A 26,524-nucleotide genomic window follows, 5' to 3' on the forward strand; every position below is an offset into this window, starting at 1 on the left:
TGCACGGAAGCGAAAGAATTCTGTCCACTAGGGGGATCCACTCGATGACGCACCACCGCACTCCCGGTCGCCACCCGCTGACCAATGCCCTTCTGGCCGGTCTGATGATGGCTGCTGCAGGCCCGGCCCTGGCCCAGGAAGCCAGCTCCGGCACCAACCCGGTCGATCTGGACCGCGTCAGCGTGACCGGCTCGCGCATTGCGCGTACGGGCTTCGTGACCTCTTCGCCGGTTACCGCCATCACCGCCGAAGAAATCCGCCAGACCGGCGCGCTGACCATCAGCGACCTGATGAACAAGATGCCGCAGCTGGCACCGTCGTTCACGCTGGGCAATTCCACCCGGTACATCGGTACCGCTGGCCTGGGTCTGATGGACCTGCGTGGCATGGGCTACGACCGCACTCTGGTGCTGGTCAACGGCCGCCGCCACGTCGGCGCCAGCCCGGGCAGCACCGCAGTCGACGTCAACACCATCCCGGTGGAGTGGATCGAGCGCGTTGAAGTCATCACCGGTGGCGCATCGGCCATCTATGGTGCGGATGCCGTGGCCGGCGTGGTCAACTTCATCATGAAGAAGAACTACGAAGGTTTCGAAGCCCGCGCCCAGAAGGGCATCGCGGGTGAAGGTGGCTTCAACCGCGGCTTCGTGTCGGCTACGGCAGGCACCAACTTCGCCGACGGCCGCGGCAATGTGGCCGTCGCCGTCGAGTACAGCCAGCAGGATCGTTTCGGCCGTGGCGACCGTTCGATCGGCCAGCGCTACGACGTGACTGTGCCCAACCCGAACTTCGACAGCTCCAGGCCGCCGAGCGAGAGCAACCCGCAGAACATCCTGGCCCGTCCTGGCGGCAACTATTCCACGTCCTATGGCGGCTCCTTCCAGGCCGGCGGTACGTTCGACTTCACCAAGCCGGAGACCTACAAGTACCGGTACCACTTCAATCCGGATGGCAGCTTCAGCCGCAACCGTTTCGATGGTCCTGTGGTCAGTCCGTCCTCGTGCGTCAACTGTGATTTCGCCGACCTGAATGCCGTTGCCGACCTGCAGCCGAAGTTCGATCGCGTCAGCGTCAATACCGTTGCCCACTTCGATCTGAACGACAAGCACCGCCTGTTCTTCGAAGGCAAGTACACCAAGACTGAATCGACCTTCTTTGGCCAGCCGGCTTTCGACAGCACCATCCGTATCCGACGCGACAACGCGTTCATCAGCCCGGAACTGGGCGCACTGATGGATGCCAACGGGCTCCCCCAGCTGCAGATCGCTCGTTTCAACGTCGACGCCGGCCGCCGTGGTGAAGAAGTCAAGCGCGAAACCAAGCGCTTTGTCTTCGGCGTCGAAGGCATGTTTGGCGACAACTGGAACTACGAGGCTTCCGGCAACTACGGCGAGACCGAGATCAACCGTGTCAACGTCAACAACCGCATCAACGAGCGCTGGCAGGCCGGTCTGGATGCCGTGCGTGATGCCAACGGCAATATCGTTTGCCGCGTCGATCGCGATGCGAACGCTACCAATGCAAACGCCGGCGGCCGCGCCTACAACCGCAGCCTGATCGGTTCGGGCTGCATTCCGTTCAGCATCTTCGGCAACGGCGCTGTGCCGCAGGAAGCAGCCGACTGGTTCAATACCCGTTCGCACTACTTCGGCAAGCTTCAGCAGACCGTGTTCAGCGCATCGGTGAACAACAACGCGCTGTTCTCGCTGCCGGCCGGTGACGTGGGCATCGCCGCCGGTGTGGAGTACCGGAAGGAGAAGAGCCTGGAGCGCACCGATCCGCTGGCCGCCTCCGGTGCCACCTTCCTCAACGCCATCAACGGCGGTGGCGGTTCCTACAACGTGAAGGAAGTCTTTGCCGAGACCAACATTCCGCTGCTGGCTGACATTCCCGGCATCCGCCGCCTGTCGCTGGACGTGGCTGGCCGTTACTCGGACTACAGCACCATCGGCTCGACCAAGACCTGGAATGTCGGACTGGACTGGGAAGTCATCCCATCCCTGCGCGTCCGCGGCACCCTGGCCAAGGCCATCCGTGCTCCCAACATTGGCGAACTGTATGACGAGCAGTCGCAGAACTTCGCGACCATCAGCGACCCCTGCAATACCAACCGCACCAACCCGAACCGCCCCGGCACTGCCGGCGACCCGGCACTGCGCGCCGCAAACTGCGCAGCTCTGGGCATTCCGGCCAACTGGATCGACTCCTACAGCGCAAACCGTCCCGGCCTGAGCGGCGGCAACCCGGACCTGAAGCCGGAGCGTGCAACCACCAGCTCGATCGGCTTCGTCTGGCAGCCTGAGTTCTTCGAAGGCTTCGGCATGTCGGTCGACTACTGGCGCATCACGCTGAAGGACGCCATCGGTGCGGTTACCGCCGAAACCCTCGCCACCCGCTGCGTGGATTCGCCGGGGGGTATCAACAACTCGTTCTGCAGCAAGATCAAGCGCGCCCCGGTCGGCGGCGCAACCGGGGCCAACGGTGCCGAGTTCCCGGCATACAGCATCTATGACTGGACCGCGCTGCAGGAAAACCTGGCCAAGAAGCGCCGCACCGGCATCGATCTGGAAATGAACTACGACTTCGGCATGTTCGGTGGCCACACCAACCTGCGCCTGGTCGGTAGCCGCCTGCTGGAATCGCGTGAATGGGAGTTCCAGGACTTCCCGAGTGAGTACAAGGAACGCTCGAACTACGTGACCAATCCGCGCTGGCGCGGTCAGTTCACCGCCAAGTACACGCTGGGCAACTTCCGCGCCAGCTGGGACATGGTGTACATCCATCGCAACCTGCGCGTGTTCCCGGAGAGCTACAACAGCAACCCGGGTTCGCAGAGCCCGATCTGGAACCCGTCGTTCACCTACCACAACATGCAGATCGGCTACAAAATGGCTGATTCCGGTGTCGAGGTGTACCTGGGCGTGGACAACGTGTTCGACAAGGATCCGCCGGTCAATTACTTCGGCGCGGACCTCGGCTCGGCTTACTACGACAACATCGGCCGATTCATGTACATGGGCGTCAACTACAAGTTCTGATCCGTCCGAACTTGTTGCAACCCGCAGACCCGGCTTTGTGCCGGGTCTGCTTTTTTGTGCCCGCGAAGCCCCCCTTGCGTCCGGCCATGACCTTCGACACCCTTGCAGGGCAGGCCGGCGGCGTATTGTTCGGCCCACGGCCGTCCCCGCGGCCCTTCCCTGACTCACTCGGCCTGGAGGCCATCAAAGTGACCCGTACTCCCAAGATCGTGCTGCTGACCCTGGCCGTTTCGGCCGCGCTGGTCGGCTGCGGCAAGACTGAAACCCCGGCCAAGGACGCCACCGCCTCCACGCCGGCTGCGGCCGAAGCCACCCACTACACGCTGGACGAGAGCAAGCTGCCGGCCTACAACGCCTTCCAGCCCAGCGACCTGGATGCCAGCAAGGACGCCTGCGGCGCCTTCGGCGACTACGTGAACAGCAAGTGGCTGGCCGCCAATGAAATTCCGGGCGACCGCACCAGCTGGGGCGCATTCACCATCCTCGACGAGCGTTCGGTGGCCGTGCAGCACCAGCTGGCCGAGCAGGTCGCGCAGGTCAAGAACCCGAACCATATCGAGAAGATCGTCGGCGACCTGTGGGCCACCGGCATGGACGAAGCCAAGATCAATGCCCAGGGCATCGAGCCGCTGAAGGCCGACCTGACCGCGATCGACGGTCTGCAGGACAAGGCGGCCATCGCCAACTACCTGCGCAGCAGCGCCGCCAAGGGCGACAACGTCCTGTTCGGCTTCGGCGCCGAAGCCGACTTCAAGAATTCGGCCGTGAACATGGCCTACGCCAGCCAGGGCGGCCTGGGCCTGCCGGACACCACCTATTACACCGATGCCAAGAACGCCGACAAGCTGAAGGCCTACCAGGCGCACGTCGCCAAGGTGCTGGAACTGTCCGGTGTCGCCGCCGCCGATGCGGCCAAGCAGGCCGAGGAAGTCGTCAAATTCGAGACCCGCCTGGCCAAGGCCTCCAAGTCGCGCGTAGAGCTCTCGCGCAACGTCGAGCTGTTCTACAACCCGGTCACCCTGGCCGACGCCGACAAGCTGACCCCGAACTTCAGCTGGACCGAGTTCTTCAAGTCGCAGGGCGTAGCCGCGCCGGAGAAGTTCTCGCTGGCCATGCCGGCTTTCCATGAGGAAGTGAGCAAGGCGCTGGGCGACACCGATCCGTCGGTGTGGCGTGCCTACCTGCGCTTCCACACCGTGGACAGCGCCTCGCCGTACCTGGCCGATGCCTTCGTGCAGGAGAACTACGAGTTCTACGGCAAGACCCTCAACGGCCAGAAGGAACAGAAGCCGCGCTGGAAGCGCGTGCTGGGTACGATCGAGAACGATGCCGGTGAAGCCTTCGGCCAGCTGTACGTGAAGGTAGCCTTCTCGCCGGAAGCCAAGGCGAAGATGGAAGAGCTGGTGAAGAACCTGGCCGCCTCGCTGAAGGAACGCATCCAGGGCCTGAGCTGGATGAGCGAGGAAACCAAGGCCAAGGCCATCGCCAAGTGGGAAACCTTCACCCCGAAGATCGGTTACCCGGACAAGTGGCGTGACTGGGCGGGCCTGCAGACCCAGCGTGACAGCTACCTGGGCAACGTGCGCGCCGCCAACGAGTTCAACTACAAGTTCAACCTGTCCAAGATCGGCAAGCCGGTGGACAAGACCGAGTGGGGCATGACCCCGCAGACGGTCAATGCCTACTACAACCCGCTGCAGAACGAGATCGTGTTCCCGGCCGCCATCCTGCAGCCGCCGTTCTTCGATCCGAAGGCCGACGACGCGCTGAACTACGGCGGTATCGGTGCGGTGATCGGCCATGAAATGACCCACGGTTACGACGACCAGGGCGCACGCTTCGGGCCGACCGGCAACATGGAAGACTGGTGGACCCCGGCTGACAAGAAGAACTTCGAAGGCCTGACCGGCAAGCTGGTCAAGCAGTTCGACCAGTACAAGGTCGACGGCCAGGCCGTGAACGGTCACCTGACCCTGGGCGAGAACATCGCCGACCTGGGTGGCCTGGCCACTGCCTACGACGCCCTGCAGAAGGCCACCGCCGGCAAGGAAGACCCGAAGGTTGACGGCTTCACCCGCGACCAGCGCTTCTTCTTCAACTGGGCCACCGTGTGGCGCACCAAGTACACCCCGGAAAACGCCAAGGTCCGCCTGGCGACCGACCCGCACGCCCCGGCGCAGTTCCGCGCCATGGGTGCGCCGTCGAACCTGCCGACCTTTGCCGCGGCCTTCCAGTGCAAGGCCGGTTCGCCGATGGCCCGCACCGGCGAGCAGCAGGTGGTGATCTGGTAAGCCCTGGCTGACGCTGCGGCAGACCTGCAAAGGCCCGGGAATTCCCGGGCCTTTGTTTTTTGCGGTGCCTCGCATGTCACCCACGCATGGGGTGGATCTATGGATGCCGGTGTCCTGCGAAAGCGGTGTGATGCGTGCATGCCGCGTCGATGCCCGGCTTGCTATAGTGCGCGCGCCCTCAATCCATCACGGATTCGTTCCACATGCCCAACTTCCGTCCGCTTGCCATCGCCCTGGGCATCAGCCTGGCGACCCTGGTCCCGACCCACGATGCGTTCGCCGCCGCCAAGAAGAAGGCTGCACGCGCCCCGGCCGTCAGTGCCCAGTGCAGCGACTTCTACGACGCCACCAACGCAGGCTGGCTGAAGGCCAACCCGGTGCCGCAGACCGGTGCCACCACCGCACTCGGCCAGCTGGTTGATCGCAGCCGCCAGCAGCAGCGCGAACTGCTCGACGCCGCGATGAAGTCGCCGCAGGGCAACGTGCAGAAACTGCTGGGCGACTTCTGGGCCAGTGGCCTGGACGAAGCCGCCGTGGAAGCGGACGGCTCGAACCCGATCGCCCCGCTGCTGACCCGCATCAACGCCATCAAGAAGGCCAAGGATGTGCCGGCATCGATCGCTGCGCTGCATCAGGTCGGTATCCCGGTGGCCTTCAACTTCGGCCCGGACGTCGACCTGAAGGCGCTGGACCGCCATATCGGCTACTTCATGCAGGGCGGCATGGGCCTGCCGGATCCGGCATTCTATACCCGCACCGACGCCGATACCGTGGCCCTGATGGGCCGCTACCGCAACTACGTCAAGCAGATCCTGGCGCTGACCGGCACCCCGGCCGCCAAGCTGGATGCCGAGTCGCAGGCGGTGATCGCGCTGGAAACCGAGCTGGCACGCAATGCGCAGTCGCTGGCCGGCATCAACAACCCGTTCAACAACTACGCGCCGATCTCCACCAAGGAGCTCAACAGCCGCTACCGCAACCTGCAGCTGGATGCCTTCCTGAAGGCCCAGGGCGTGGACGACGATCTGGTCTCGCTGGCCGACCCGGGCCTGTTCAAGCAGCTCGATGGCATGGTCACCAAGCTCAAGCCGGACCAGTGGAAGGCCTACCTGCGCTGGCGCGTGGGCGACTCGATGGCGCCCTACCTGTCCAAGGCCTACCGCGACGCCGAATTCGAATTCCGCGGCCGCGTGCTGCGTGGCGAAACCCTGCCGCCGCAGCGCTGGGAAGACGTGCTGGATGCGATCAACGTGGCCGCCGGCCCGATGGTCGGTCGTGAGTACGCCGCCCGCTACCTGTCTGCCGAAGACCGCCGCCAGGCCGCGTGGATCGTCGACAAGGTGCGCGAAGTGCAGATCGAGGCGGTCAAGAACAGCAGCTGGATGAGTGCCGAGGCCAAGACCGAAGCACAGGCCAAGCTGGCCGCGCTGAAGATCGAGATCGGCACCCCGCTGCGCGATCTCGACTACACCGTGCAGCCGATGGGCCGCGGTTCGTTCGGTGGCAACATGCTGATCGCTTCGACCTGGCGTCATCGCGAAGAAATGCGTCGCATCGGCAAGGGCAACGCCGACCGCCGCTGGGACGTGCTGCCGCAGCAGCCGTCGCTGGCCTACGACCTGGCGCAGAACCGCCTGATCGTCACCGCCGCGATCCTGCAGGGCCCGGTGTTCAATGCCAAGGCCGATGCGGCTGACAAGTTCGGCAGCTTCGGTGGTCTGGTCGGCCACGAGCTGACCCGAGCCATCGATGCCAAGGGCGCGCTGGTGGACGCCAAGGGCGAACTGCGCAGCTGGTGGACTCCGGCCGACAAGACCGCCTGGACCCTGCTCGGCAACCGCGTCGCCGCGCAGTACGGCGCCTACGACTTCCCGGGCGTGAAGGGCGCCAAGGTCAACGGTGCGCTCACCCAGGAAGAGAACCTGGCCGACATCGCGGGCCTGGAACTGGCCTGGGCGGCCTACGTCGCACAGGAGCCAAAGGCCAAGCAGGCGCAGCAGCAGGGCTTCTTCCGTGCCTGGTCGGCGCTGTGGGCACAGCAGCTGTCGCCGAACGAGGCCGTACGCCGCCTGACCGCCGACATCCGTGCACCGGGCGTGTGGCGCAGCAACGGCACGCTGGCCAACCTGCCGGCCTTCGGTGCCACCTTCAGCTGCAAGGCCGGCCAGCCGATGCAGCGCAGCGAAGCCGACCAGATCAAAGTCTGGCGCTGATCGTGCGGCTATAGCGACAACAGGAAAAGGGCGCCTTCAGGGCGCCTTTTTCCTTGTGCTGCCCCGTCCTGAATTGAGTTGACACCTTTTCCCTCTGGAAAAGGAATGTTCAATGAAATCAACAATCAGGCGCAGCCAGCGGGATTACTCGCTGACCTTCAATCAGTCGGCAGGCGTTCTGTCAGACTGGACGCCGTCATCAGCGGCGACACGCTGTCGATGCCACGGCACAGGCACTGGTGAGCGATTGCCGTACGCCAGCCGCGGATCGTTACCCGCAAACTGCACCATTTGATCGAACCGAAGCTACAGGCGGTGGGCATCGCCCTGGGGCGCGACCGCGTGTCTGAGGTGTTTCAAGAAGCACGCCTGTTGGTGCCAACAGATCCGTTATCACAAGACCACCGACAGCCATCATCGCTTCCGGAGGCATCCGAACCTGCTCGAACCGGACGAAGGGTGCGTGACACCCACCGGTATCGAACAGGCATGGGTAGCGGATATCACCTATCTGCCGTCGCAGTGGAAATTCGTGTAACTGAGCCTGATCACGGATGCATGGTCACGCAAGATCGTGGTCTGGAACGTGCATGAAACGCTGCAGACAGAGCAGGTAGCTCAGGCACTGGAGATGACATTGAAAGGAAGAAAGACACAGCAGAAGCTGATCCATCACTCTGATCGCGGCATCCAGTACTGTTCGGACTACTACCAGAAGATCCATGCGCGGCAACGCTGAGCGCCCCACCTGTGCCTTAAAGTGCAGACGCCCGATGCGATGCATCGGGCGTCCTTGGCCGCCTGCCGGCGGCCGGACCATCCCCCCCCCCCCGTAGATGTCAACCTATGGTAGGCCGGGTCATGCGAGTCACTCCAAAAAAAGGACCCCGGCATTGCCGGGGCCCAATTCATCTCATGGAGAGGTCGACACGTGACTACGATCAGAAGTCGTAGGACGCACTGACACGGACCGAACGCGGTGCGCTGAAGAACGTGCCCATACCGTAGGTGTTCGACACGGTGTAGGGAGCATCCTCATATACCGCATCGGTCTGCACGGCACGACGCTGATTGAGCACATTGAAGACATCCAGACCGAAAGCCAACTTGTGATCGGCAAACGCAGGGCGATACATCACACCCAGATCCACGCGCGTGGTCCATGGCGTACGGCCGGCATCACCCGGGCGCGACGGCGTGCCACCACAATAGTGATACGCCGCATCGTAACCCAAAGGATCGCTTTCATCGGTGCCGTAGTAGCCCAGGCAGCTCTTCGGCATTCCAGACATGACACGCAGGGTCGCCGACGCCGACCACTCGTCATTGAACATGTATGCACCATAGCCCTTCAGCTGGTGGCGCCGGTCGTTGGCGAGGTACCCGCCCGCGTATTCCATCAACGCCCCAGCATCCCAGTCCTGCGTCTTGGAAACATCATCCTGTCCGATGTCCGACTTCACCTGGCCTTCGGTGTTGCCGAAGTTGCGCGACCAGGTGTAGTCCAGGCGGCCATACCACTTGTCACTCAGCGGGTGCTCGATGAACAGGTCCACAGCAATGTAATCGCGCTTGGCCTTCTTGTTCCCGAAACCCCAATCTGCCGAACTCATCCGTACCGGCGTATAGCCCGAACCATCGGCATGCTTGAGCATGATGGTGTTCGTCTTGCCGGGATTGAAGATCACGCAACCTGGGATCACCAGATCGCTTGAATCAACACCCATCGCGTCCAGCTTGTCGATGATGCGGTCCGAGTCACAGGTGTCGTCGATAGCTGACTGCAGGCGGCGATAGGTGAATTTAGCACCGGAGTTCCAGCGCTCACCCAGCGTCTTCTCGAAACCAAGAATGAGTTCGTCCTGGTACTGCGACTTCAGGTCTGTTGGAGCTACCGACAGCGGATCCGGGGTCTGGCCGTACTCGTTGTTGGACGACACGGGGCCCGGGCCAAGCGCGGTGAGGCCCGTCGGAACACCGTTCTCATCGATACCGCTGTAGGCAAAGTACTCGCGGGTGAAGGTCGATGCCGAAGCACCGCGAATGGCCACGCTGTTCGGAAGTGCCAGGTAGTAGCGACCGAGATTGGCGAACAACTTCAGCGACGAATCGCCGAACACGTCCCAGCTTGCTCCAAGGCGCGGCGCCCACTGATCGCCACTCTCCACATAGGGCCTGGCATCACTGTTGTAGTTGGTGAACTTGTCGTTGCGGACGCCGATGGTCAGCAGCCAGTTCGGCGTGACTTGCCAGCGATCCTCCAGGTAGTAGGCCTTCTGCTTGACTGACATGCTGGTGGTCGTGGAGAGGATGTACTTCTGCACGAAGTAGCCATCACCTGGCGGTGGCGCGATGTCGAAGCGCGGGCTCGGCGATTCGCCGGGTTCGACACGGCCATAGATCCACGCATAGCCGGGGCCCGTGACCTTCTGGCCTTCGTTGTGCCCCTGGTAATACATGTTGTCGATACCACCGGTCAGCTCGTGGTCACCGATGCGATACTGCAGATCCAGTCGCAAGCCGCGAGTCTTGCTGCCCGCATCTGCAGCCTTTTCATAGAGCTCAGGCTGGCTGTTGCGGATGGGACGCCCACCCGTGATGGCCGGGTCCTGGTTACCCGGAGCACTGAGATAGGGGATGCCGGACGAGGCAGGGTTGGATTCCAGGTTGATCTGCTTGCTGCGTCCCCAGACCGCGCTGAGGGTCAGGTCATCAGTCAGGTAGCCGGTGTACTTGAAAATATCGAAATCGTCCTTGACCTTCGTGGTGTTCGGGAAGGTACCGGTGCGATCGCCTTCGGTCAGGTCGTCGTACTCGAACGACCGGTAGTAGCCACCAGTGCGATCGGTGTTCTGCACACGTGTGTACTCAAGGGTATTGCTGTCGTTGATGTTCCAGTCGATCTTGCCATAGAACTTTGGCGTGTCGATCGTGTAGTGGTTGCGAACCTGTTGCGAAGCCGCCGCACTGTTCGTCGACACGCCTTCCGTACGGTCCTTCTCGGCGGCCAGATGGATGAACAGGCGATCCTCGATCAACGGGCCACTGGCATAACCGCTGTAGGTGGTGCGAGTCGCGGCATCGTCCTTGCGGTAGCGATAAAGGCTGCCACGTAGCGAGTCCTTGGTATAGGCATAGCCTGCAGGCAACTCGCGGTCCGGATACATCACCGTCGCTGCGGAGGCGGCCAACGAGTCAGGTGCCCACGTAGCTTGGACACCAAAATGCCATTCGTTGGTACCGCGCTTGCCCAGCTGATTGATCACGCCACCGGTGGAGCGACCATAGCCGGCACCGTAGCCGCCCATGTAGGTTTCCTGCTGGTCGATCGAGCCATAGGGCAGGCTGACACCACCGAGGTTGCTGAGCGGGTTGGAGGCGTTGAAGCCATTGAGGTAGTAGGCGTTCTCGGTAACGCTGGAGCCACCGAACGACAGCACCGACCGCGAACCATTGGTAAAGGATCCACTGCCAGACACCACGCCCGGCGCCAGCAGCGCAATGGCTTCGGCGCTACGGCCCAGGGGCAACACGTCGAGTTGCTCGGAGGTGATCACCGACTTGGAGACAGTATTGCTGACGTCGATCTTCGGCACGTTGGCCGCAACAACGTTCACAGTGCCAAGCGTAGTTGCTCCGGCCGCACCGCCGCCAAACGACACCTCGGTGCCACCGCCTACCCTCAGCAGCACATTCTCACGTCGCTCGATGGTCTGGCCATCACGCTGCTGGGTAATGGTGTATTTACCCACTGGCAAGGAACCTAGATTGTAGCGGCCGCTGCTGTCGACGGTCGCCGACCGGGTCAGGCCCGTGTCACTCTGCACGACGATGGTGGTACCGGCAGGCGCATTGCCAAACAACGAACCGGTCGTGCTCTGTGCCGCGGCGGCGCCAATGAAAGACGTCATGACCACCGCCAGCGCGGTGCGCTTCAACCTTGTGACGTGCTTGCTGCTGCTCATTGAGTTTCCTTGATTCGACGGAGATCAGGCTGCTGTTGCAGAAGCGCTGCACAGAAGCGACGCTTCTGTTTCAGCTGAACCAAATATTAATTTCCCCAATCCTCAATTTGCAATGCCAGCTGAACAAAAACAACCAATTGAAATTAAAAGAGAAATTTCGATACAAACGTGAACTCCGTTCACGTTCTGTTTGAAAATTAGCGACTTGGCTTCCAGATTGCAGTCTCCATCAACGGTGCGTGATGCCCCGGCGTGGAGATCCCGGGTTAACACCCGGCGTGCTATCGCTGCGGCTTCGTCCATCGCGGAGCCCCGACATGGCGCACAAGAACACGATCTGTGTCTGGTACGACAATTGCGCACTCGAAGCCGCCACCTTCTATGCCAGCCTCCTGCCAGACAGCGCAGTGACCGCCGTGCATCACGCCCCCGGTGACTATCCCGACGGCAAGGAAGGCAACGTGCTGACCGTCGAATTCACCGTCTGTGGCATCCCCTGCGTCGGCCTCAACGGCGGCACCGCGTTCAAGCAAAGCGAAGCCTTCTCTTTCCAGATCCAGACCGAAGACCAGGCCGAGACCGACCGCCTGTGGGATGCGATCGTCGGCAACGGTGGACAGGAGAGCCAATGCGGCTGGTGCAAGGACCGCTGGGGCATCTCCTGGCAGATCAGCCCGCGCATGCTGATCGAAGCGGTGACCAGCAAGGACAAGGCACTGGCCGAGCGCGCTTTCAACGCAATGATGCCGATGAAGAAGATCGACATCGCCACCATCGAAGCGGCAATCAAAAAAGGGGACGGAGGGGATTAAGTCGTTTCTCCCCATGTCCTGTGCGCAGATGCAGATTGCGACTTAATCCCCTCCGTCCCCTTTTCAGAGGTGCTGATGACCTGGGATGCGATCGTCGTTGGTGGTGGCCACAACGGCCTGGTCTGCGCGGCCTATCTGGCGCGCGCCGGAAAGAAGGTGCTGGTGCTGGAACGTCGTGGCGTTCTCGGCGGTGCCGCAGTCACCGAGGAATTCCATCCCGGTTTCCGCAACTCGGTGGCGTCGTACACGGTATCGCTGCTGCAGCCGAAGGTAATCGACGACCTGCAGTTGCATGCCCATGGACTGCGCATCGTCGCGCGTCCTGCCAACAACTTCCTGCCGTTGCCTGATGACCGCTATCTGCTGTCGGCACCCGGTCGCACCCAGGCCGAGGTGGCGAAGTTCTCCGAGCGGGATGCGCAGCACTTGCCCGCGTACGAGGCACGCCTGGAGATCTTCGCCGACGTACTGCGCGCATGGGCCCTGCGCGCGCCGCCGGACCTGGGTGCAGCAGGCGGTTGGCGCGCCCTGCCCGCCCTGTGGCAGATGGGTCGCCTTGGTCGTGAACTGGCGACGCTGGATGCCTCGCTGCGGCAGGAACTGCTGGACCTGTTCACGCTCTCAGCGGCCGAGTATCTGGACCGCTGGTTCGAGAGCGAGCCGATCAAGGCCCTGTTTGGCTTCGATGGCATCGTCGGTAACTACGCCAGCCCCTATGCACCGGGCAGCGCCTACGTGCTGCTGCACCACGTGTTCGGCCAGTGCAATGGCGTGAAAGGTGCGTGGGGCCATGCGATTGGTGGCATGGGCGCGATCAGCCAGGCGATTGCGGCCTCGGCACGCGAGGCCGGTGCGGAACTGCGCGTGGAGGCCGGGGTGCAGCGCGTGCGGATCGAACAGGGCCGCGCGGTGGGCGTGGAACTGGCCAACGGCGAAATCCTGCGCGCACGCGCGGTGGTCGCCAACGTCAATCCGAAGCTACTGTACGAACAATTGCTGGAACCAGCACAGGTACCCAACGCAACGCGCGAACGCATGGCGAACTGGCGCTGTGGTTCGGGCACGCTCCGGATGAACGTGGCGCTGTCGCGGCTGCCGGATTTCAGCGCCCTGCCCGGCCCCGGCGATCACCTCAGCGCCGGCATCATCATGGCCCCCAGCCTGGACTACATGGACCGCGCCTGGCTGGATGCGCGCCGCGACGGTTGGTCGCGCGAACCGATCGTGGAAATGCTGATACCCAGTACGCTGGACGATTCACTGGCACCGCCCGGGCAGCATGTGGCCAGCCTGTTCTGCCAGCACGTGGCACCGGTGTTGCCTGAGGGCCGCCATTGGGATGATCACCGGGAAACCGTGGCCGACCTGATGATTGCCACCGTTGAACGGTATGCGCCCGGCTTCGCCGACAGCGTGCTCGGTCGGCAGGTACTGTCACCGCTGGATCTGGAGCGGATCTTCGGCCTGGTCGGTGGCGACATCTTCCACGGCGCACTAAGTGCCAACCAGCTGTTCTCGGCACGGCCGATGGTCGGCCAGGCCGGCTATCGCGGCGCCCTGCCCGGCCTGTACCTGTGCGGTGCGGGCACCCATCCCGGCGGTGGCGTCACCGGTGCGCCGGGGCACAACGCCGCGCAGGTGGTGCTGCAGGATCTGTAGAGGTGTGCCGACCAACGGTCGGCACCTACAACATCTACAGCGTGCCAACCAAGGTTGGCACCTACCCGCGTGGGACAAGGTGTGCCGACCAACGGCCGGCACCTACAGCGTCAAATGATCCCATTCAAAGCGTGCCAACCAAGGTTGGCACCTACAGCGTCAAATGATCCTTCGGATCATTTGACGCTGCGCAGGTGGTTCGGGCGATTCGGCGGGCCGGGGGGGCGGCGCTTGTTGAACGGCGGCTGCCCGCGCCAGTAGCGGATCAGCAACCAGCCGAACAGCATGCCGCCCAGGTGCGCGAAATGGGCCACGCCGGGCTGCCAGCCGGTCATTCCCAGCACCAGCTCGCCCACACCGAACAGGATCACAAAGGTCCGTGCCTTCATCGGGATCGGCGGGAACAGCAGCATCACCCGCTGGTTGGGGAACAGCATGCCGTAGGCCAGCAGCAGGCCAAACACGCCGCCGGAGGCGCCCAGCACCGTGGCCGGGTTTTCCAGCAGCGTGCCCACCAACAGCTGGCAGACGCCTGCACCGGCCACGCACACCAGGTAATACAGCAGGAAGCGCTTCTCGCCCCAGGTCTGCTCCAGCGGCGCGCCGAACATGAAGACCGCCAGCATGTTGAAGAACAGATGGCCGAAGCTGCCATGCAGGAAGCCATAGGTCAGCAGCTGCCAGGGCTGGAAGTTGCCGCCCGGCGAGAACGCATCGAAGCCCTGCTGCAGCGGTTGCAGCATGAACGGCTCGAAGGTCTGCATGCCGAGCAGGAACGGCTGCTGCAGCAGGAACAGGATCGCGTTGGCGATCAGCAGGGCCTTGGTGACGGTTGGCAGTCGCGGGAACATGGGAGCACCGGCATGGAACGGTCTCCATCATAGCCGCAGCACCGTGTCTTGTTGGCGACCGGCAGGCGCGGCCCGTTCAGTCGCCAGCGGTGCTCAGCCCGGTCCCCACACGGCGGCATCCAGTGCCGCCGCCGGATCAGCCGCCGGCATCCGCACCCGGCCGTTCTCCACCACCACGCCCTCCGCGCGCAACCGCTGCGACTGTTCGCGCCAACCGGCCGAACCTTCCTCCATGGCAATGCGCCCATCCGAGCGCAGCACGCGATGCCAGGGCAGGTCCGGGTCGTCGTTCTGGCCCAGGATGCGCGCGGTCAGGCGTGCACGCCCGGGCAGGCCCGCGCGCATCGCCACCTGCCCATAGCCCATCACCTGCCCCGCCGGGATCGCGCGGATCACTGCCAGGATGCGCGCACGCGCCTGCTCCGGCGTCAGCGCCGCAGGCGGGTTACCAGCAATACGCCGATCAGCACCAGCACGGTGCCGGCGATCTGCGCCGGCCCCATCGGTTCGTCGAGCAGCCATAGGCTCATCACGATGGTGGAAACAGGGCCCAGCATACCGACCTGCGCGGCCAGCGACGAACCCACGCGCTGCACCGCCAGCATGATCGCAAGCACCGGCAACACCGTGCACACGGTGGCATTGACCAGCGACAACCACTGCACCGGCGCCGGTGCCTGCCACAACAACGGCAGCGGATGGGTCACCGCGAAATGCAGCAGCACCAGCACGCTGGCCACGCAGCTGGCGTAAGCGGTCAGCCGCACCGCGCCGATGCGCGCGACCACCTGCCCGCTGCCGAACAGGTACAGCGCATAGCTGAGCGCACTGCCCAGCACCAGCAGGCTGCCAACGATGATCTGCCCGCCTTCACGCTGCAGGTCATGGCCGAACGCCAGCAGCACGCCCAGATAACTCAGCACCAGCGCGCCGATCTGCCATCGGCCCGGCCGCTGGCGCGCCAGCAGCACGTTGATCAGCAGCACCAGGGTCGGGTTCAAGTACAGGATCAGCCGTTCCAGCGTCACGCTGATGTACTGCAGGCCCTGGAAGTCGAGCAGGCTGGACAGGTAGTAGCCGGTGAAACCCAGCCACAGCACGCGGGCACGGTCGGCCCAGGACAGTGGTTCGGCCCGGCGCGCGGCCCACAGCGCCATCAGTACGAACAGCGGCAGCGCCATCAGCATGCGCAGCGCGAGCAAGGTGGTGGCATCAACGCCGTGGCGCAGGCCGAGCTTGACGATGATCGCCTTGCCGGAAGCAGCGATGGCGCCGATCGCGGCCAGGCCGATACCCCCCAGCGCGACGCGAGGAGAAGCGGTGGCGATACGGGAAGTGGGGCTGGACATCAGGACGACGGCGGGCCGCGTGGAGCGGCCCGGGAAGGCGTGGGGGCGGCCATTGTCGCACGGGGGCGTCCGGTGCCCGCCTTGTAGAGTCGAGCCATGCTCGACTGTCTTTCCACCGCAGTCGAGCATGGCTCGACTCTACAAAGAGCGACGGCCGAGCATGGGCTCGGCTCTGCAGCAACCGCAGGTCAGCGCATCAGCACCACTTCCTCGGCCGAGGTCGGGTGGATCGCCACGGTGTCGTCGAACTGGGCCTTGGTCGCGCCCATCTTCACCGCCACCGCGAAGCCCTGCAGGATCTCGTCCGCCGCTTCGCCCAGCAGGTGGATGCCCACCACCCGTTCGTCCGGGCCCGCGCAGACCATCTTGAACAGGCTGCGCTGGGTGCCGTTGGCCAGTGCCTGCAGCATCGGGCGGAAACGGCTGTGGTAGACACTCACCTGGTCAAACCGCGCGCGCGCTTCTTCCTCGCTCATGCCCACCGCACCCAGCGGCGGGTGCGAGAACACCACGCTGGCCACATTCTCGTAGTCCATCTTCGACTGCGGGCGGCCACCGAACAGGCGATCCATCAGCCGCCGCGACGCCGCCACCGCCACCGGGGTCAAGCCGACCTTGCCGGCGATGTCACCCACCGCGTGCACGCTCGGCACGCTGGTGGTCTGCCATTCGTCCACCTGCACCTGCTGGTGTTCGCCGATGCCGATACCGAGCGCTTCCAGGCCGAGGTCACGACTGTTGCCGCGGCGACCGGTCGCGAAGAACACTGCATCGAACACGTTGTCGAGCGGGCCGTCATGACCAAACGCACGCACGCGTTCGCCATCACGCTGCAGCTCGCGCAGCCGGTAGTCGAAATGGATGCGCACGCCCTGCTGCTTCAGGTTCTCGGCCAGCTGATCGGTCAACTCATAGTCGAAGCGCTCCAGCAGCCGCTTGCCGCGCACCAGCAGACTCACCCTGCTGCCCAGTGCCTGCAGCAGGCCGGCCAGTTCCACTGCGATGTAACCACCTCCGATGATCGCCACCTCGGCCGGCGCGGCACGCAGGTCGAAGAAATCGTCGGAGACCAGACCCAGTTCCGCGCCGGGAATGTCCGGACGCAACGGGTGTGCGCCGGTGGCGATCAGGATGTGCTCGGCGCTGTAACGCACGCCATCGCTGCAGGCCACGGTGTGCGCATCCAGTAGATGGCCGCGTGCCGGAATGCGCACTACGCCGGTTTCGTCCAGGCGCTTGTGGTAGCTGGTATGGATGTTGCTGATGTAGGCCTGGCGATGGATCACCAGTTCCTTCCACGACAGCGCCGGACGCGCTTCAACATCGAAGCCCATCGCGCTGGCCAGGCCGATACGCTCATGCAGGTCAGCCGCCAGCCACATCGCTTTCTTCGGCACACAGCCAACATTGACGCAGGTCCCGCCCAGTTCACCAGGCTCCAGCATCGCCACGCGCTTGCCGTGCTGCGCAGCGCGGATCGCGCCGGCCAGGCCGGCGGAGCCACCGCCAAGGACGATCAGGTCGTAATCATAGGATGCAGTGCTCATCGGAATCGCTCGGGTCGGTAAGGGGCAGGATCGATCGCTGGCGTGCGGCCGCAGACGAGATCGGCGATCAGCTGGCCGGTGCCGGCGCTCATGCTGATGCCGAGCATGCCATGCCCCGCTGCAAGCCAGACGTGAGGATGTGCGGGCGCACGGCCGATCAATGGCACGTCGTCCACGCTCATCGGGCGCCACCCGCACCACTGCTCCTGCAGCTGCGCACCGCGTGGCGCGCGCAGGTAGTGGTCGGCGGCCTGCTGCAGGGCCTGCAGGCGGGCCGTGCGCAGCTGCGGGTCGGCACCGGCGAACTCCATGGTGCCGCCCAGTCGCAACGCCTCGCGCCAGGCAATCACGAACACGGAATGGTCCTTCAGCACCACCGGGCGCTGCGGCACCTGCAACGGTCGCGACCAGGTCAGCGAGTAACCTTTGCCGGGCTGGATCGGTACGCGCAGATCCAGCTGCCGTGCCCAGTCGCGCGACCACGGGCCGGTGGCCAGCACCAGCTCACGCGCCCGCACGACCTGCCCGCCGACCTGCACCCGTACCCCTTGTGCATCGTCGCTGAAACCCTGCACGTCCAGGCATTCGTCGATCACCACGCCCTGCGCGCGCAGCACACGCGCCATTTCCGCGGTGTAGCGGTCAGGCCGCAGCTGCGCATCACCGGGAAAGTGGATCGCACCGGCAAGGCGATCATGGAAGGCCGGATTGGCACGCGCATAGTCGGCCCCCTCGATGCAGTACGTGGCAATGCCCTGCGCGGCCAGTGCTTCGCATTCGGCTGCGTGGTGATCGAAGTTGCGCGTGTCACCGAACACATAGTCCAGCCCGCGGGTGTCGAACTCACAGTCCAGTGCATGCATCTGCACCCACTCGGCCAGGCGCAGCCGGGAATCATTCAGCAGCGCAGCGCGGGCGCGCGTGGCCTGCAGCCAGTCGCGGGCATTGCAGCGTGCGCCGAACTGCAGCAACCAGCGCCACAACGTTGGATCCAGCCGCGTACGCACGTACAGCGGCGCGCGTGGATCAAGCATCCATCGCAGCGCGCGTAACGGTATGCCAGGAGCCGCCAGTGGCGGTGCATGGCTGGGAGTCACAGTGCCGCAGTTGCCGTGCGACGTGGCCGCGCCGATGCGCCCACGGTCGATCACCCGCACCTGCCGCCCCTGCGCGCGCAACGCGAGCGCGGCGGCCAGGCCGATGGCACCGGCGCCGACCACGATGACATCCTCGCGCGCGCCCTGCATCGATCAGCCCAGCCCAGCCCCGCGCCGCATCGGCGGCCACTGCCGGTAGGTCATCGCCCGCCACAGCCATTCCATCGGCCCGAAGCGGAAGCGCCGCAGCCACGCGTGCGAAATGCCCACCTGCACAGCGAACAGCAGTAGCGCGAACAGCAGCTGCACGCTGCGCGGCATCACCTCGAACCATCCCAGCCCGTAGTGATAGAAAAGCAGCGTGCAGAACAGCGACTGCGCCAGGTAATGGGTCAGCGCCATGCGCCCGACCGGGGCCAGCCACGCCAGCCGCGTGCGCCAGTGCACGATCCACGCCAGATAGCCCAGGCACATCGGCAGGCCGCCTATCGTCACCAGGCCCATCGCCGCCGTCACCGGCAGGTCGTAGGCGCCCGGTGCCAGATAGGGTTTCCAGACAACACCGATCAACGTGACCAGCAGGCCCAGCGGCAGTGCAATCCAGCGCAGTGACGCATACAGGCGCGGGACGCGTTCCGGCGCCGCCAGCGCACCACTGGCGGCGAACCAACTGCCGATCAGGAACATGCCCAGCACTTCCGGACCGGTGATCAGCAGCGCACCCATTGACGATCCGAACTCGTGCAGGCGCTGCACATTGGCCTGCATCCAGCTGCCCTGCCCATAGACCTGCCGCTGCAGATCGATGCCCTGCTGCGCTTCGGCGAGCATCTTCTGCACGTCCTCCGTCGAGGCCATCGACACCATCGCGCCGACCAGCAGCATCATCGCCGCGCCGCCCAGGTAGACGATCACGCCCATCCACGGCAGCCAGCTGCGTGGTGCCTCGCGGCAGGCCAGCAGCGGCAACGAGATCAGCGCATACATCACCAGGATGTCGCCGGACCAGACCAGCAGCGCGTGGCAGAGGCCGATCAGCAGCAGCCCGGCGCTGCGGCGCAGGTAGAACGGGGTGAAGTCGCGTCCAGCCACTTCGGCGCGTTGCGCCATCACCGCAAAGCCGGCACCGAACAGCAGCGAGAACAGAGTGAAGAACTTGCCCTGCACGAACACGTAGACGAAGGCATCGGCCCAGTAGTCGATGCCCTGCCAATGCACGTCGATGCCGGTGAACGCCAGTTCCAGCGGACCGCTGAAGGCCTCGATGTTCATCAGCAGGATGCCCAGCAACGCGGCACCACGCAGCACGTCCAGCACGGCGATGCGTTCGCCGGAGGCCATCGGCTGCAGGGAAGGAGAAACGGCGTTCACGGGGCATCCGTCAGGCAGGTCCGCCATTATGCCGCCGGCCCACACGCCATGGATGCCCGCGCCGTGTTCCAGAAACGCAACGGCCCGCCGAAGCGGGCCGTTGCTGCCATCACGATCGCACTGCGATCAGTGCTGGTGGCCGCCGTCGCCGTGGACGTGGCCGTGGTCGATCTCTTCCTGGCCGGCTTCGCGCACATCAACGATTTCGACGTCGAAGTGCAGGTCCTTGCCAGCCATCGGGTGGTTCAGGTCGACGTCGACCACGCTCATGCCGACCTTCTGCACGGTCACCGCACGCGGGCCGAAGTTGGTCTGCAGCACGACCTGCTGGCCCGGAGCCAGCTTGGTGTTGCCGAAGTGCTTCTTCGGCACGCGCTGGGACAGGCCCTCGCGGCGCTCGCCGTAGGCATCGGCTGCGTTGACGTCGACGCTGAAGGTCGCGCCGGCTTCCTTGTCCATCATGGCGTTTTCCAGGCCCGGGATGATGTTGCCGTGGCCGATCAGGATCGCCAGCGGCTCGCCGCGGTCCTTGGACGATTCGATCGGCTCCTGGCCGACTTCGGAAACGGTGTAGTGGAAGCGGACAACGCGGTCTTTTTCGATCTTCATGCGCAACTCTGTCTGGATCTGCCGGAGGCAGGCGGGTTGGGGCGGGTTGTCGCCCGGCGGGGACGCCGCCATCATGACGGCCAATCCAAGGTGGCGCATTATCCGGAGATCATGCACATCACGCCAGTTTCGTCCGGCCCCCGCCGGTTCCTCGCCCCGGCCCTGCTGCTGGTCCTGCCCCTGCTGATGACCGCCTGCGGCGGCGGCAAGGCCACCCGTCCCGCGCCACCACCGCCAACCGCAAACTGGCCGAAGACCGTGCCGGACAATCCCGAGGCCGCCAACTCGGTGCTGATGCGAGCCATCAGCCTGGTCGGCACCCCCTATCGCTATGGCGGCAATACCCCCGACTCCGGCTTCGACTGCAGCGGCCTGGTCGCCTACGTCTACCGCGAGATGCTGGACCTGAAGCTGCCACGCACCTCGCGCGATCTGGCGGCGGTACAGGGCCCGAAGATCGACCCGCAGCGTCTGGCCACCGGCGACCTGGTGTTCTTCGGCAGCCGCGGCAGCGTCACCCATGTCGGTATTTATGTAGGTGAAGGTCGTTTCGTGCACGCGCCAAGCACCGGCGGCACCGTGCGCCTGGACTCGCTCAGCGGCCCCTACTGGAAAGACCACTACACCGGCGCGAAACGTGTCCTTCGCTAAAATGAACAGGCGATATGTTCAAAACTGTGACGCACATCACCCTGAAACTAACGGTTTTCTAACGGAATTTTTAACTTATTGCCGCTTTTACAGGGCATGATGCCCCATCGTTTTTTTCCTGTGACCGACGCGTGACGACTGACGACCTGAAAAGCGAAGGCCAGACTTCCGTATCTTCACGTAGTGCCCGCCCGCTGTTGCTTGGCCTGGCACTGTGTCTGACCAGCCTTCCGGCCTGGTCGCAGACTGCTCCGAACCGTTCCGATGTGACCCCGGCCCCGGTGGCCGAGAACACCACCCGACCGGCCGCCAAGGCCGAGGCTGCCGCTCCGCAGCGCAGCCGCGTCGATGCCGCCGCCAGTGCCACGCTGGCAGCCCTGCTGCCGCACCTGGCCGCCAATGACACCATTCCGCTGATGGACCGTTCGGCCGTGGTGGCCGGCGACCTCAGCCGCCTGCTCGCCAACTACGACACCAGCAGCGCCGCCAATGGCAGCGTTGTCGGTACCGCGGCCGACAACGGCAAGGTGCAGTCGCTGCTGCGCCGCGCGATGACCCTGCTGGGCACACCGTACCGTTGGGGTGGCAGCAACCCGGACAGCGGTTTCGACTGCAGTGGCCTGGTCGGCTATGTGTTCCGTTCGGCCCTGGGCATCGAGCTGCCGCGCGTCTCGCGCGAGATGGCCCACGATGACAACGCCGAACTGATCAACGACCGCACCGCGCTGGCTGCCGGTGACCTGGTGTTCTTCGGGCGCAAGGGCCGTGTTGACCACGTCGGCATCTATGTCGGCGACGGCCGCTTCCTGCACGCGCCGAGCTCGGGCAAGGACGTCCGCGTGGACACCCTGCTCAGCGGCTACTGGGGCAACAAGTTCATGCAGGCCCGCAGGGTCGATCTCTGATCTGACCGGTTGGCGCTACCGCGCCGCCTGACACGAAAAAGCCGCTGCCCTGCAGCGGCTTTTTTGTTGGGCCTGCACACGCTGGGTACCTGCCAACCCTGGTCGGCTCTGCCTTCATCCACGCATGGTGTGGATCTACCAGGTGCCCGCCTCGGCCGGCACCGCGCCAGCCATTTCCCAAACGAAAGGCCCGCCGGTCAGGGCGGGCCTTTCATCTCCACGCAGCCTCAGGCGCGTGGCGGTGTTGGATCAGGATCGTCCACACCCACATTGCTGGACGGGTTGTCATACACCGCCTGGTCCAGCAGCCCGGTTTCCTTGGCCACGATCACCGGCACCAGCATCTGGCCCGTCACATTGGTCATCGTGCGCATCATGTCGAGGATGCGGTCGATGGCATACAGGTAGCCGATGGTCTCCAGCGGCAGGTTGGCTGCGCTCAGCACCACCGTGGCCATGATCACCGCGGTCCCCGGCACGCCGGCCGTACCGAAGCTGCCCAGCACCGAGGCGATCAGCACCACCACGTACTGCTCCGGGGTCAGCGGCACACCGCTGTACTGCGCGATGAACACCGCGCACAGCGCCGGGTAGATCGCGCCGCAGCCATCCATTTTGATGCTGGCACCCAGCGGCACCGCGAACGAACCGTAGTCCTTGTTCACGCCCAGGTTGTGGGTGATCGAACGCAGCGCCACCGGCATCGCGGCGAAGCTGGACGAGCTGACGAAGGCGACCTGCATGCCCGGCGCCGCGCCACGGAAGAACTTCAGCGGGTTCAGGCCGTGCGCCAGCAGCAGTGCGCTGTAGACCACCACGATGTGCAGGGCGCAGGCCACGTACAGCGCCAGCACGAAATGCCCCAGCGGCAGCAGCTTCTCGAAGCCGTAGCTGCCGACCAGGCCGGCGATCAGGCCAAAGGTACCGATCGGGGTGACTTCCAGCACGAAGCGGGTCACCTGGATCATGATGTCGCTCATCTGGCCGACCAGCTTGCGCGCCTCGGTCACCTTCTCGCCCAGCTTGACGATGGCAAAGCCCACCAGGCCGGCGAAGAAGATCACTGGCAGGATCGAGCCGCGACCGGCAGCCAGCACGGTCTCACCGGCCGCATTGACCTTGGTGCCGATGCCGGACAGTGCGTAGAAGACATTGGCCGGCACTACATCCAGCAGCACCTGCACCACGCTGGGCACTTCGCGCGGCACATAGTTGCTGGCCATCGACAGCTGCAGGCCACCGGCGCCGGGCTGCAGCACGGTACCCACGCCCAGGCCGACGCACACCGCCAACGCGGCGGTGATCACGAACCACAGGAAGGTGCGGCCACTGAGCGCGGCGACCGACTTCTGGCCGTGCAGCGACGAGATTGCGTTGATGACCGCGAAGAACACCAGCGGCACGGCGATCATCTTGATCAGGGTGACGTACAGCTCGCCGAGCGGGCCGAACCACGTTTCCGCGGCCGGGCCGAGCGCCCAGCCGGCCAGCGCGCCGAGCACGAAGCCACCGACCACGCGCTGCCAGAATGGAATCCGCAGCCAGGCAGAGACCAGCTTCATAGGCAATCCAGAGGGGAAGGAAGGGATGCTGGCACGATAGCCCAAGGCGGCCCGCGGAACGACCGCCCGGCCGGCAAATCAGTGTGTCATCGGCGTGCCTTGCGAGGGCGGGCATAATGAACGTCCCGTTACAGTTTGTGAGATCCCAGCGTCCATGCGCCGTTCCGTCTCCCTGTTGGCCGCCTGCGCCACCACCCTGCTGCTGGGCGCCTGCGCCAGCACCACCCCCGCGTCCGCCCCGGCCGGCCTGAAGGTCGCCGTCGACCCCGTTGCCCATCCGGCCGGCGAGACCCCGCAGTGGTGGTACCGCAGCGGCGCCGCCCAGGCCGCCGCCAACGGCGCGATGTCCGGCAAGGCCAAGAACGTCATCCTGTTCCTCGGCGACGGCATGAGCCTGACCACGGTGGCCGCCTCGCGCATCTACGAAGGCCAGCAGAAGGGCGGCTCGGGTGAAGAGAACCTGCTGTCCTGGGAGCGCTTCCCGGCCACGGCCTTCAGCAAGACCTACAACACCGATTCGCAGACCCCGGATTCGGCCGGCACCATGACCGCCATCACCACCGGCGTGAAGACCCACATGGGCGCGATCGGCGTCAGCGCCGGAAGCCGCACCGACTGCGCCGACAGCCTGTCCAAGGGCCTGCTGACCTGGCTGCAGCTGGCCGACAGCGCCGGCCTGGCCACTGGCGTGGTGTCCACCGCACGCCTGACCCACGCCACCCCGGCCGCCACCTACGCGCACTCGCCCGAACGCAACTGGGAAAACGACACCGACCTGACCGAAGCCGCGAAGGCCGCCGGCTGCAAGGACATCGCCCAGCAGCTGTTGTCCACCTCGCGCTATGGCCGTGGCCCGCTGGTCGCCCTCGGCGGCGGTCGCGGTGAATTCACCACCGTGGAAGAACGCGATCCGGAATACGACGACAAGGTCGGCCAGCGCCTGGATGGCCGCAGCCTGGTGCAGGAATGGCAGCAGGCGCACCCGCAGGGTGCCTACGTGTGGAACAGCAAGCAGCTGGCCGCCGCCGCCAACGCTCCGGCCATTCTTGGCCTGTTCGAGCCGGACCACATGCGCTACGAGTACGAGCGCCCCCAGGATCCGGGTGGTGAGCCGAGCCTGGCCGAACTGACTGCCGCCGCGATCAAGAATCTGGCCAAGCACCAGGAAGGCTACGTGCTGATGATCGAAGGCGCGCGCATCGACCACGCCAACCACAGCGGCAACGCCTACCGGGCGCTGACCGAGACCGTGGCGCTGTCCGACGCCGTGCGCGTGGCCAACGAACTGACTTCGGCCGATGACACCCTGATCATTGTCACCGCCGACCACTCGCACACCCTGAACTTCGTCGGCTACCCGGCGCGCGGCAACCCGATCCTGGGCAAGGTGAAGGACAAGGGCGGCGAAGATGGCGCCGGCAAGCTCGACTACGCGCTGGACGGCACCGGCCAGCCGTACACCACCCTGAGCTACGCCAATGGCCCGGGCCATACCGGCAGCAGCAACCAGCAGCCGGCCGGTCCGAAGCGTTACCCGCACAACCCGAGCAGCTTCGAACCGGCCAACGGCCGCCCGAACCTGCGCGAGGTCGACACCGAGCATCCGGACTACATGCAGGAAGCACTGGTGCCGATGAAGTCCGAGTCGCACGGCGGCGAAGACGTCGGTATCTGGGCACGCGGCCCGGGCAGCAAGGCGATCCGCGGCACGCTGGAACAGAACGCGATCTACCACATGATCGTGCAGGCCACCCCGGCCCTGCGCGAGCGCCTGTGCCAGGCCGGCACCTGCGACGACAAGGGCGTGCCGGTACAGCTGCCGGCGCCGACCGCATTCGAGCGCAAGGCCGAGGCCAAGTGATCGTGCGGCAGGCCCACCCTGCCCCTGCCAGCGGCCGCTTCGTGCGGTCGCTGGTCCTGCTTGGCGTGCTGGTCAGTGCCAATGCAGCGGCGCAGGCACCGGCCTGCAAACTGCTGACCGACGAACACGGGTTGTGGCCGTTGCCCAACTGCGAGGTGGTCGATCACCGGCCGAAGATCAGTGCCGACACGTTGAAGGACCTGAATTACGACGACCATGGCCTGGCCGTGGTGTACGCCGACCAGGGTTTCCACTACGTCAACCGCAAGGGCCGCAGCCTGCCGGTGCTGACCTGGGACAACGGCCCGGAAACGCCGCAGGAAGGCCTGCTGCGCGCCCGTGTAGGCAACCGCGTGGCCTACTTCGATCTGAAGTTCCGCCAGGTGGTGCCCGGCACGTTCGATTTCGGCTGGCCGTTCCAGGATGGCGTGGCCGAGGTCTGCAATGGTTGCCGTCGTGGTACGCCGGATGCCGATGGCCACACGCCGATGGAAGGCGGAGAGCGGTTCCGGATCGACCGTTCGGGCCGTCGGGTAAAGTAGGTTTTTCGGCAGGGCTGCGCCCTGCACCTGCCGAAGCCGAAGCCAAATCGAGATCAAAAGCGGCTCTGGTTTTCTGTGAGTTGGGCGGGGCGGTGTGGGTGGTCAGGACACGCCGTAAACCCGTCCATGGGGGCTCGATGGCGCCATCCATGGCGCCAACGGTCCTGCCCACCCACACCGCCCCACCCCCGACAGATTTCC

At 64.9% G+C, this 26,524-nt stretch carries 18 protein-coding genes and 1 pseudogene; 10 read left to right on the top strand and 9 right to left on the bottom strand.

Translation table 11 applies throughout. The features are described 5' to 3' along the window. Positions 1 to 35: 35 nt before the first annotated feature. The 4 genes and pseudogenes from N5D91_RS05295 to N5D91_RS05310 all read left to right on the top strand — a co-directional run. Complete coding sequence (locus N5D91_RS05295; protein ID WP_164161534.1) at positions 36 to 3,038, top strand: TonB-dependent receptor; 3,003 nt, start codon at positions 36 to 38, stop codon at positions 3,036 to 3,038. A 188-nt stretch (positions 3,039 to 3,226) separates the two neighbouring features. Further along, complete coding sequence (locus tag N5D91_RS05300; RefSeq protein ID WP_164161518.1) at positions 3,227 to 5,329, top strand: M13-type metalloendopeptidase; 2,103 nt, start codon at positions 3,227 to 3,229, stop codon at positions 5,327 to 5,329. Between the two features lie 203 nt (positions 5,330 to 5,532). Beyond that, on the top strand, positions 5,533 to 7,542 hold the full coding sequence (locus tag N5D91_RS05305; RefSeq protein WP_110713029.1) for a M13 family metallopeptidase: 2,010 nt from the start codon (positions 5,533 to 5,535) through the stop codon (positions 7,540 to 7,542). Positions 7,543 to 7,778: 236 nt separating this feature from the next. Next, a pseudogene (locus tag N5D91_RS05310) lies at positions 7,779 to 8,278 on the top strand (DDE-type integrase/transposase/recombinase); the annotation flags it as partial. Between the two features lie 205 nt (positions 8,279 to 8,483). Here N5D91_RS05310 and N5D91_RS05315 read toward each other — a convergent pair. Then, positions 8,484 to 11,507, bottom strand: coding sequence for a TonB-dependent receptor (locus N5D91_RS05315; RefSeq protein WP_110713032.1), 3,024 nt, complete (start codon positions 11,505 to 11,507; stop codon positions 8,484 to 8,486). 317 nt (positions 11,508 to 11,824) lie between these two features. On the opposite strand from N5D91_RS05315, the gene N5D91_RS05320 reads away from it, so the two are divergent. Further along, a complete protein-coding gene (locus N5D91_RS05320; RefSeq protein WP_180853814.1) occupies positions 11,825 to 12,319 on the top strand; it encodes a VOC family protein in 495 nt (164 codons plus the stop codon). A gap of 75 nt (positions 12,320 to 12,394) precedes the next feature. After that, a complete protein-coding gene (locus tag N5D91_RS05325; protein ID WP_180846276.1) occupies positions 12,395 to 13,978 on the top strand; it encodes an NAD(P)/FAD-dependent oxidoreductase in 1,584 nt (527 codons plus the stop codon). A gap of 176 nt (positions 13,979 to 14,154) precedes the next feature. Here N5D91_RS05325 and N5D91_RS05330 read toward each other — a convergent pair whose 3' ends face one another. The 7 genes from N5D91_RS05330 to N5D91_RS05360 form a co-directional block, all read right to left on the bottom strand. Beyond that, positions 14,155 to 14,829 (bottom strand): rhomboid family intramembrane serine protease, encoded by a 675-nt coding sequence (locus N5D91_RS05330; protein WP_008267505.1) that lies wholly within the window; start codon positions 14,827 to 14,829, stop codon positions 14,155 to 14,157. A 93-nt stretch (positions 14,830 to 14,922) separates the two neighbouring features. Next, positions 14,923 to 15,285: an MGMT family protein gene (locus N5D91_RS05335; protein WP_180853815.1), complete on the bottom strand. Its 363-nt coding sequence runs from the start codon at positions 15,283 to 15,285 to the stop codon at positions 14,923 to 14,925. Then, positions 15,258 to 16,178, bottom strand: coding sequence for a DMT family transporter (locus N5D91_RS05340; RefSeq protein WP_110713035.1), 921 nt, complete (start codon positions 16,176 to 16,178; stop codon positions 15,258 to 15,260). Before N5D91_RS05340 ends, N5D91_RS05335 begins: the two co-directional genes overlap by 28 nt. A gap of 188 nt (positions 16,179 to 16,366) precedes the next feature. Continuing rightward, entirely contained in the window at positions 16,367 to 17,725 is a 1,359-nt protein-coding gene (gene gorA, locus N5D91_RS05345; RefSeq protein WP_180853801.1) for a glutathione-disulfide reductase, read from the bottom strand. Continuing rightward, the gene (locus N5D91_RS05350) at positions 17,722 to 18,972 is read right to left on the bottom strand and encodes an FAD-dependent oxidoreductase (protein ID WP_110713038.1); all 1,251 of its coding nucleotides are present in this window, start codon (positions 18,970 to 18,972) and stop codon (positions 17,722 to 17,724) included. Before N5D91_RS05350 ends, gorA begins: the two co-directional genes overlap by 4 nt. A 3-nt stretch (positions 18,973 to 18,975) precedes the next feature. Further along, positions 18,976 to 20,220 (bottom strand): DUF418 domain-containing protein, encoded by a 1,245-nt coding sequence (locus N5D91_RS05355; RefSeq protein ID WP_180853802.1) that lies wholly within the window; start codon positions 20,218 to 20,220, stop codon positions 18,976 to 18,978. A gap of 99 nt (positions 20,221 to 20,319) precedes the next feature. After that, positions 20,320 to 20,802, bottom strand: a complete 483-nt coding sequence (locus tag N5D91_RS05360) for a peptidylprolyl isomerase (RefSeq protein WP_110713041.1) — start codon at positions 20,800 to 20,802, stop codon at positions 20,320 to 20,322. A 111-nt stretch (positions 20,803 to 20,913) separates the two neighbouring features. On the opposite strand from N5D91_RS05360, the gene N5D91_RS05365 reads away from it, so the two are divergent. Both N5D91_RS05365 and N5D91_RS05370 read left to right on the top strand, forming a co-directional pair. Beyond that, the gene (locus N5D91_RS05365; RefSeq protein WP_110714359.1) at positions 20,914 to 21,453 is read left to right on the top strand and encodes a C40 family peptidase; all 540 of its coding nucleotides are present in this window, start codon (positions 20,914 to 20,916) and stop codon (positions 21,451 to 21,453) included. A gap of 131 nt (positions 21,454 to 21,584) precedes the next feature. Further along, positions 21,585 to 22,358: a C40 family peptidase gene (locus N5D91_RS05370; RefSeq protein WP_014038011.1), complete on the top strand. Its 774-nt coding sequence runs from the start codon at positions 21,585 to 21,587 to the stop codon at positions 22,356 to 22,358. 227 nt (positions 22,359 to 22,585) lie between these two features. On the opposite strand, the gene N5D91_RS05375 is transcribed toward N5D91_RS05370, so the two are convergent. Further along, positions 22,586 to 23,920: a dicarboxylate/amino acid:cation symporter gene (locus N5D91_RS05375; RefSeq protein ID WP_006381938.1), complete on the bottom strand. Its 1,335-nt coding sequence runs from the start codon at positions 23,918 to 23,920 to the stop codon at positions 22,586 to 22,588. A 154-nt stretch (positions 23,921 to 24,074) separates the two neighbouring features. On the opposite strand from N5D91_RS05375, the gene N5D91_RS05380 reads away from it, so the two are divergent. Together N5D91_RS05380 and N5D91_RS05385 are read left to right on the top strand one after the other, a co-directional pair. Further along, positions 24,075 to 25,781, top strand: coding sequence for an alkaline phosphatase (locus tag N5D91_RS05380; protein ID WP_032128997.1), 1,707 nt, complete (start codon positions 24,075 to 24,077; stop codon positions 25,779 to 25,781). Beyond that, on the top strand, positions 25,778 to 26,323 hold the full coding sequence (locus N5D91_RS05385; protein ID WP_180853803.1) for a WG repeat-containing protein: 546 nt from the start codon (positions 25,778 to 25,780) through the stop codon (positions 26,321 to 26,323). The genes N5D91_RS05380 and N5D91_RS05385 overlap by 4 nt, the downstream gene beginning before the upstream one ends. Positions 26,324 to 26,524: the final 201 nt, after the last annotated feature.

The organism is Stenotrophomonas sp. GD03794, from assembly GCF_029842145.1.
GTDB classification, from domain to species: domain Bacteria; phylum Pseudomonadota; class Gammaproteobacteria; order Xanthomonadales; family Xanthomonadaceae; genus Stenotrophomonas; species Stenotrophomonas riyadhensis.

What these genes read in the sequence shown, in the direction of transcription:
- N5D91_RS05340 (WP_110713035.1), bottom strand. Translation starts at nt 16,178, where the DNA reads ATGTCCAGCCCCACTTCCCGTATCGCCACCGCTTCTCCTCGCGTCGCG.
- N5D91_RS05365 (WP_110714359.1), top strand. Translation starts at nt 20,914, where the DNA reads ATGCACATCACGCCAGTTTCGTCCGGCCCCCGCCGGTTCCTCGCCCCG.
- gorA (WP_180853801.1), bottom strand. Translation starts at nt 17,725, where the DNA reads ATGAGCACTGCATCCTATGATTACGACCTGATCGTCCTTGGCGGTGGC.
- N5D91_RS05320 (WP_180853814.1), top strand. Translation starts at nt 11,825, where the DNA reads ATGGCGCACAAGAACACGATCTGTGTCTGGTACGACAATTGCGCACTC.
- N5D91_RS05375 (WP_006381938.1), bottom strand. Translation starts at nt 23,920, where the DNA reads ATGAAGCTGGTCTCTGCCTGGCTGCGGATTCCATTCTGGCAGCGCGTG.
- N5D91_RS05305 (WP_110713029.1), top strand. Translation starts at nt 5,533, where the DNA reads ATGCCCAACTTCCGTCCGCTTGCCATCGCCCTGGGCATCAGCCTGGCG.
- N5D91_RS05325 (WP_180846276.1), top strand. Translation starts at nt 12,395, where the DNA reads ATGACCTGGGATGCGATCGTCGTTGGTGGTGGCCACAACGGCCTGGTC.
- N5D91_RS05355 (WP_180853802.1), bottom strand. Translation starts at nt 20,220, where the DNA reads ATGGCGGACCTGCCTGACGGATGCCCCGTGAACGCCGTTTCTCCTTCC.
- N5D91_RS05350 (WP_110713038.1), bottom strand. Translation starts at nt 18,972, where the DNA reads ATGCAGGGCGCGCGCGAGGATGTCATCGTGGTCGGCGCCGGTGCCATC.
- N5D91_RS05360 (WP_110713041.1), bottom strand. Translation starts at nt 20,802, where the DNA reads ATGAAGATCGAAAAAGACCGCGTTGTCCGCTTCCACTACACCGTTTCC.
- N5D91_RS05330 (WP_008267505.1), bottom strand. Translation starts at nt 14,829, where the DNA reads ATGTTCCCGCGACTGCCAACCGTCACCAAGGCCCTGCTGATCGCCAAC.
- N5D91_RS05380 (WP_032128997.1), top strand. Translation starts at nt 24,075, where the DNA reads ATGCGCCGTTCCGTCTCCCTGTTGGCCGCCTGCGCCACCACCCTGCTG.
- N5D91_RS05315 (WP_110713032.1), bottom strand. Translation starts at nt 11,507, where the DNA reads ATGAGCAGCAGCAAGCACGTCACAAGGTTGAAGCGCACCGCGCTGGCG.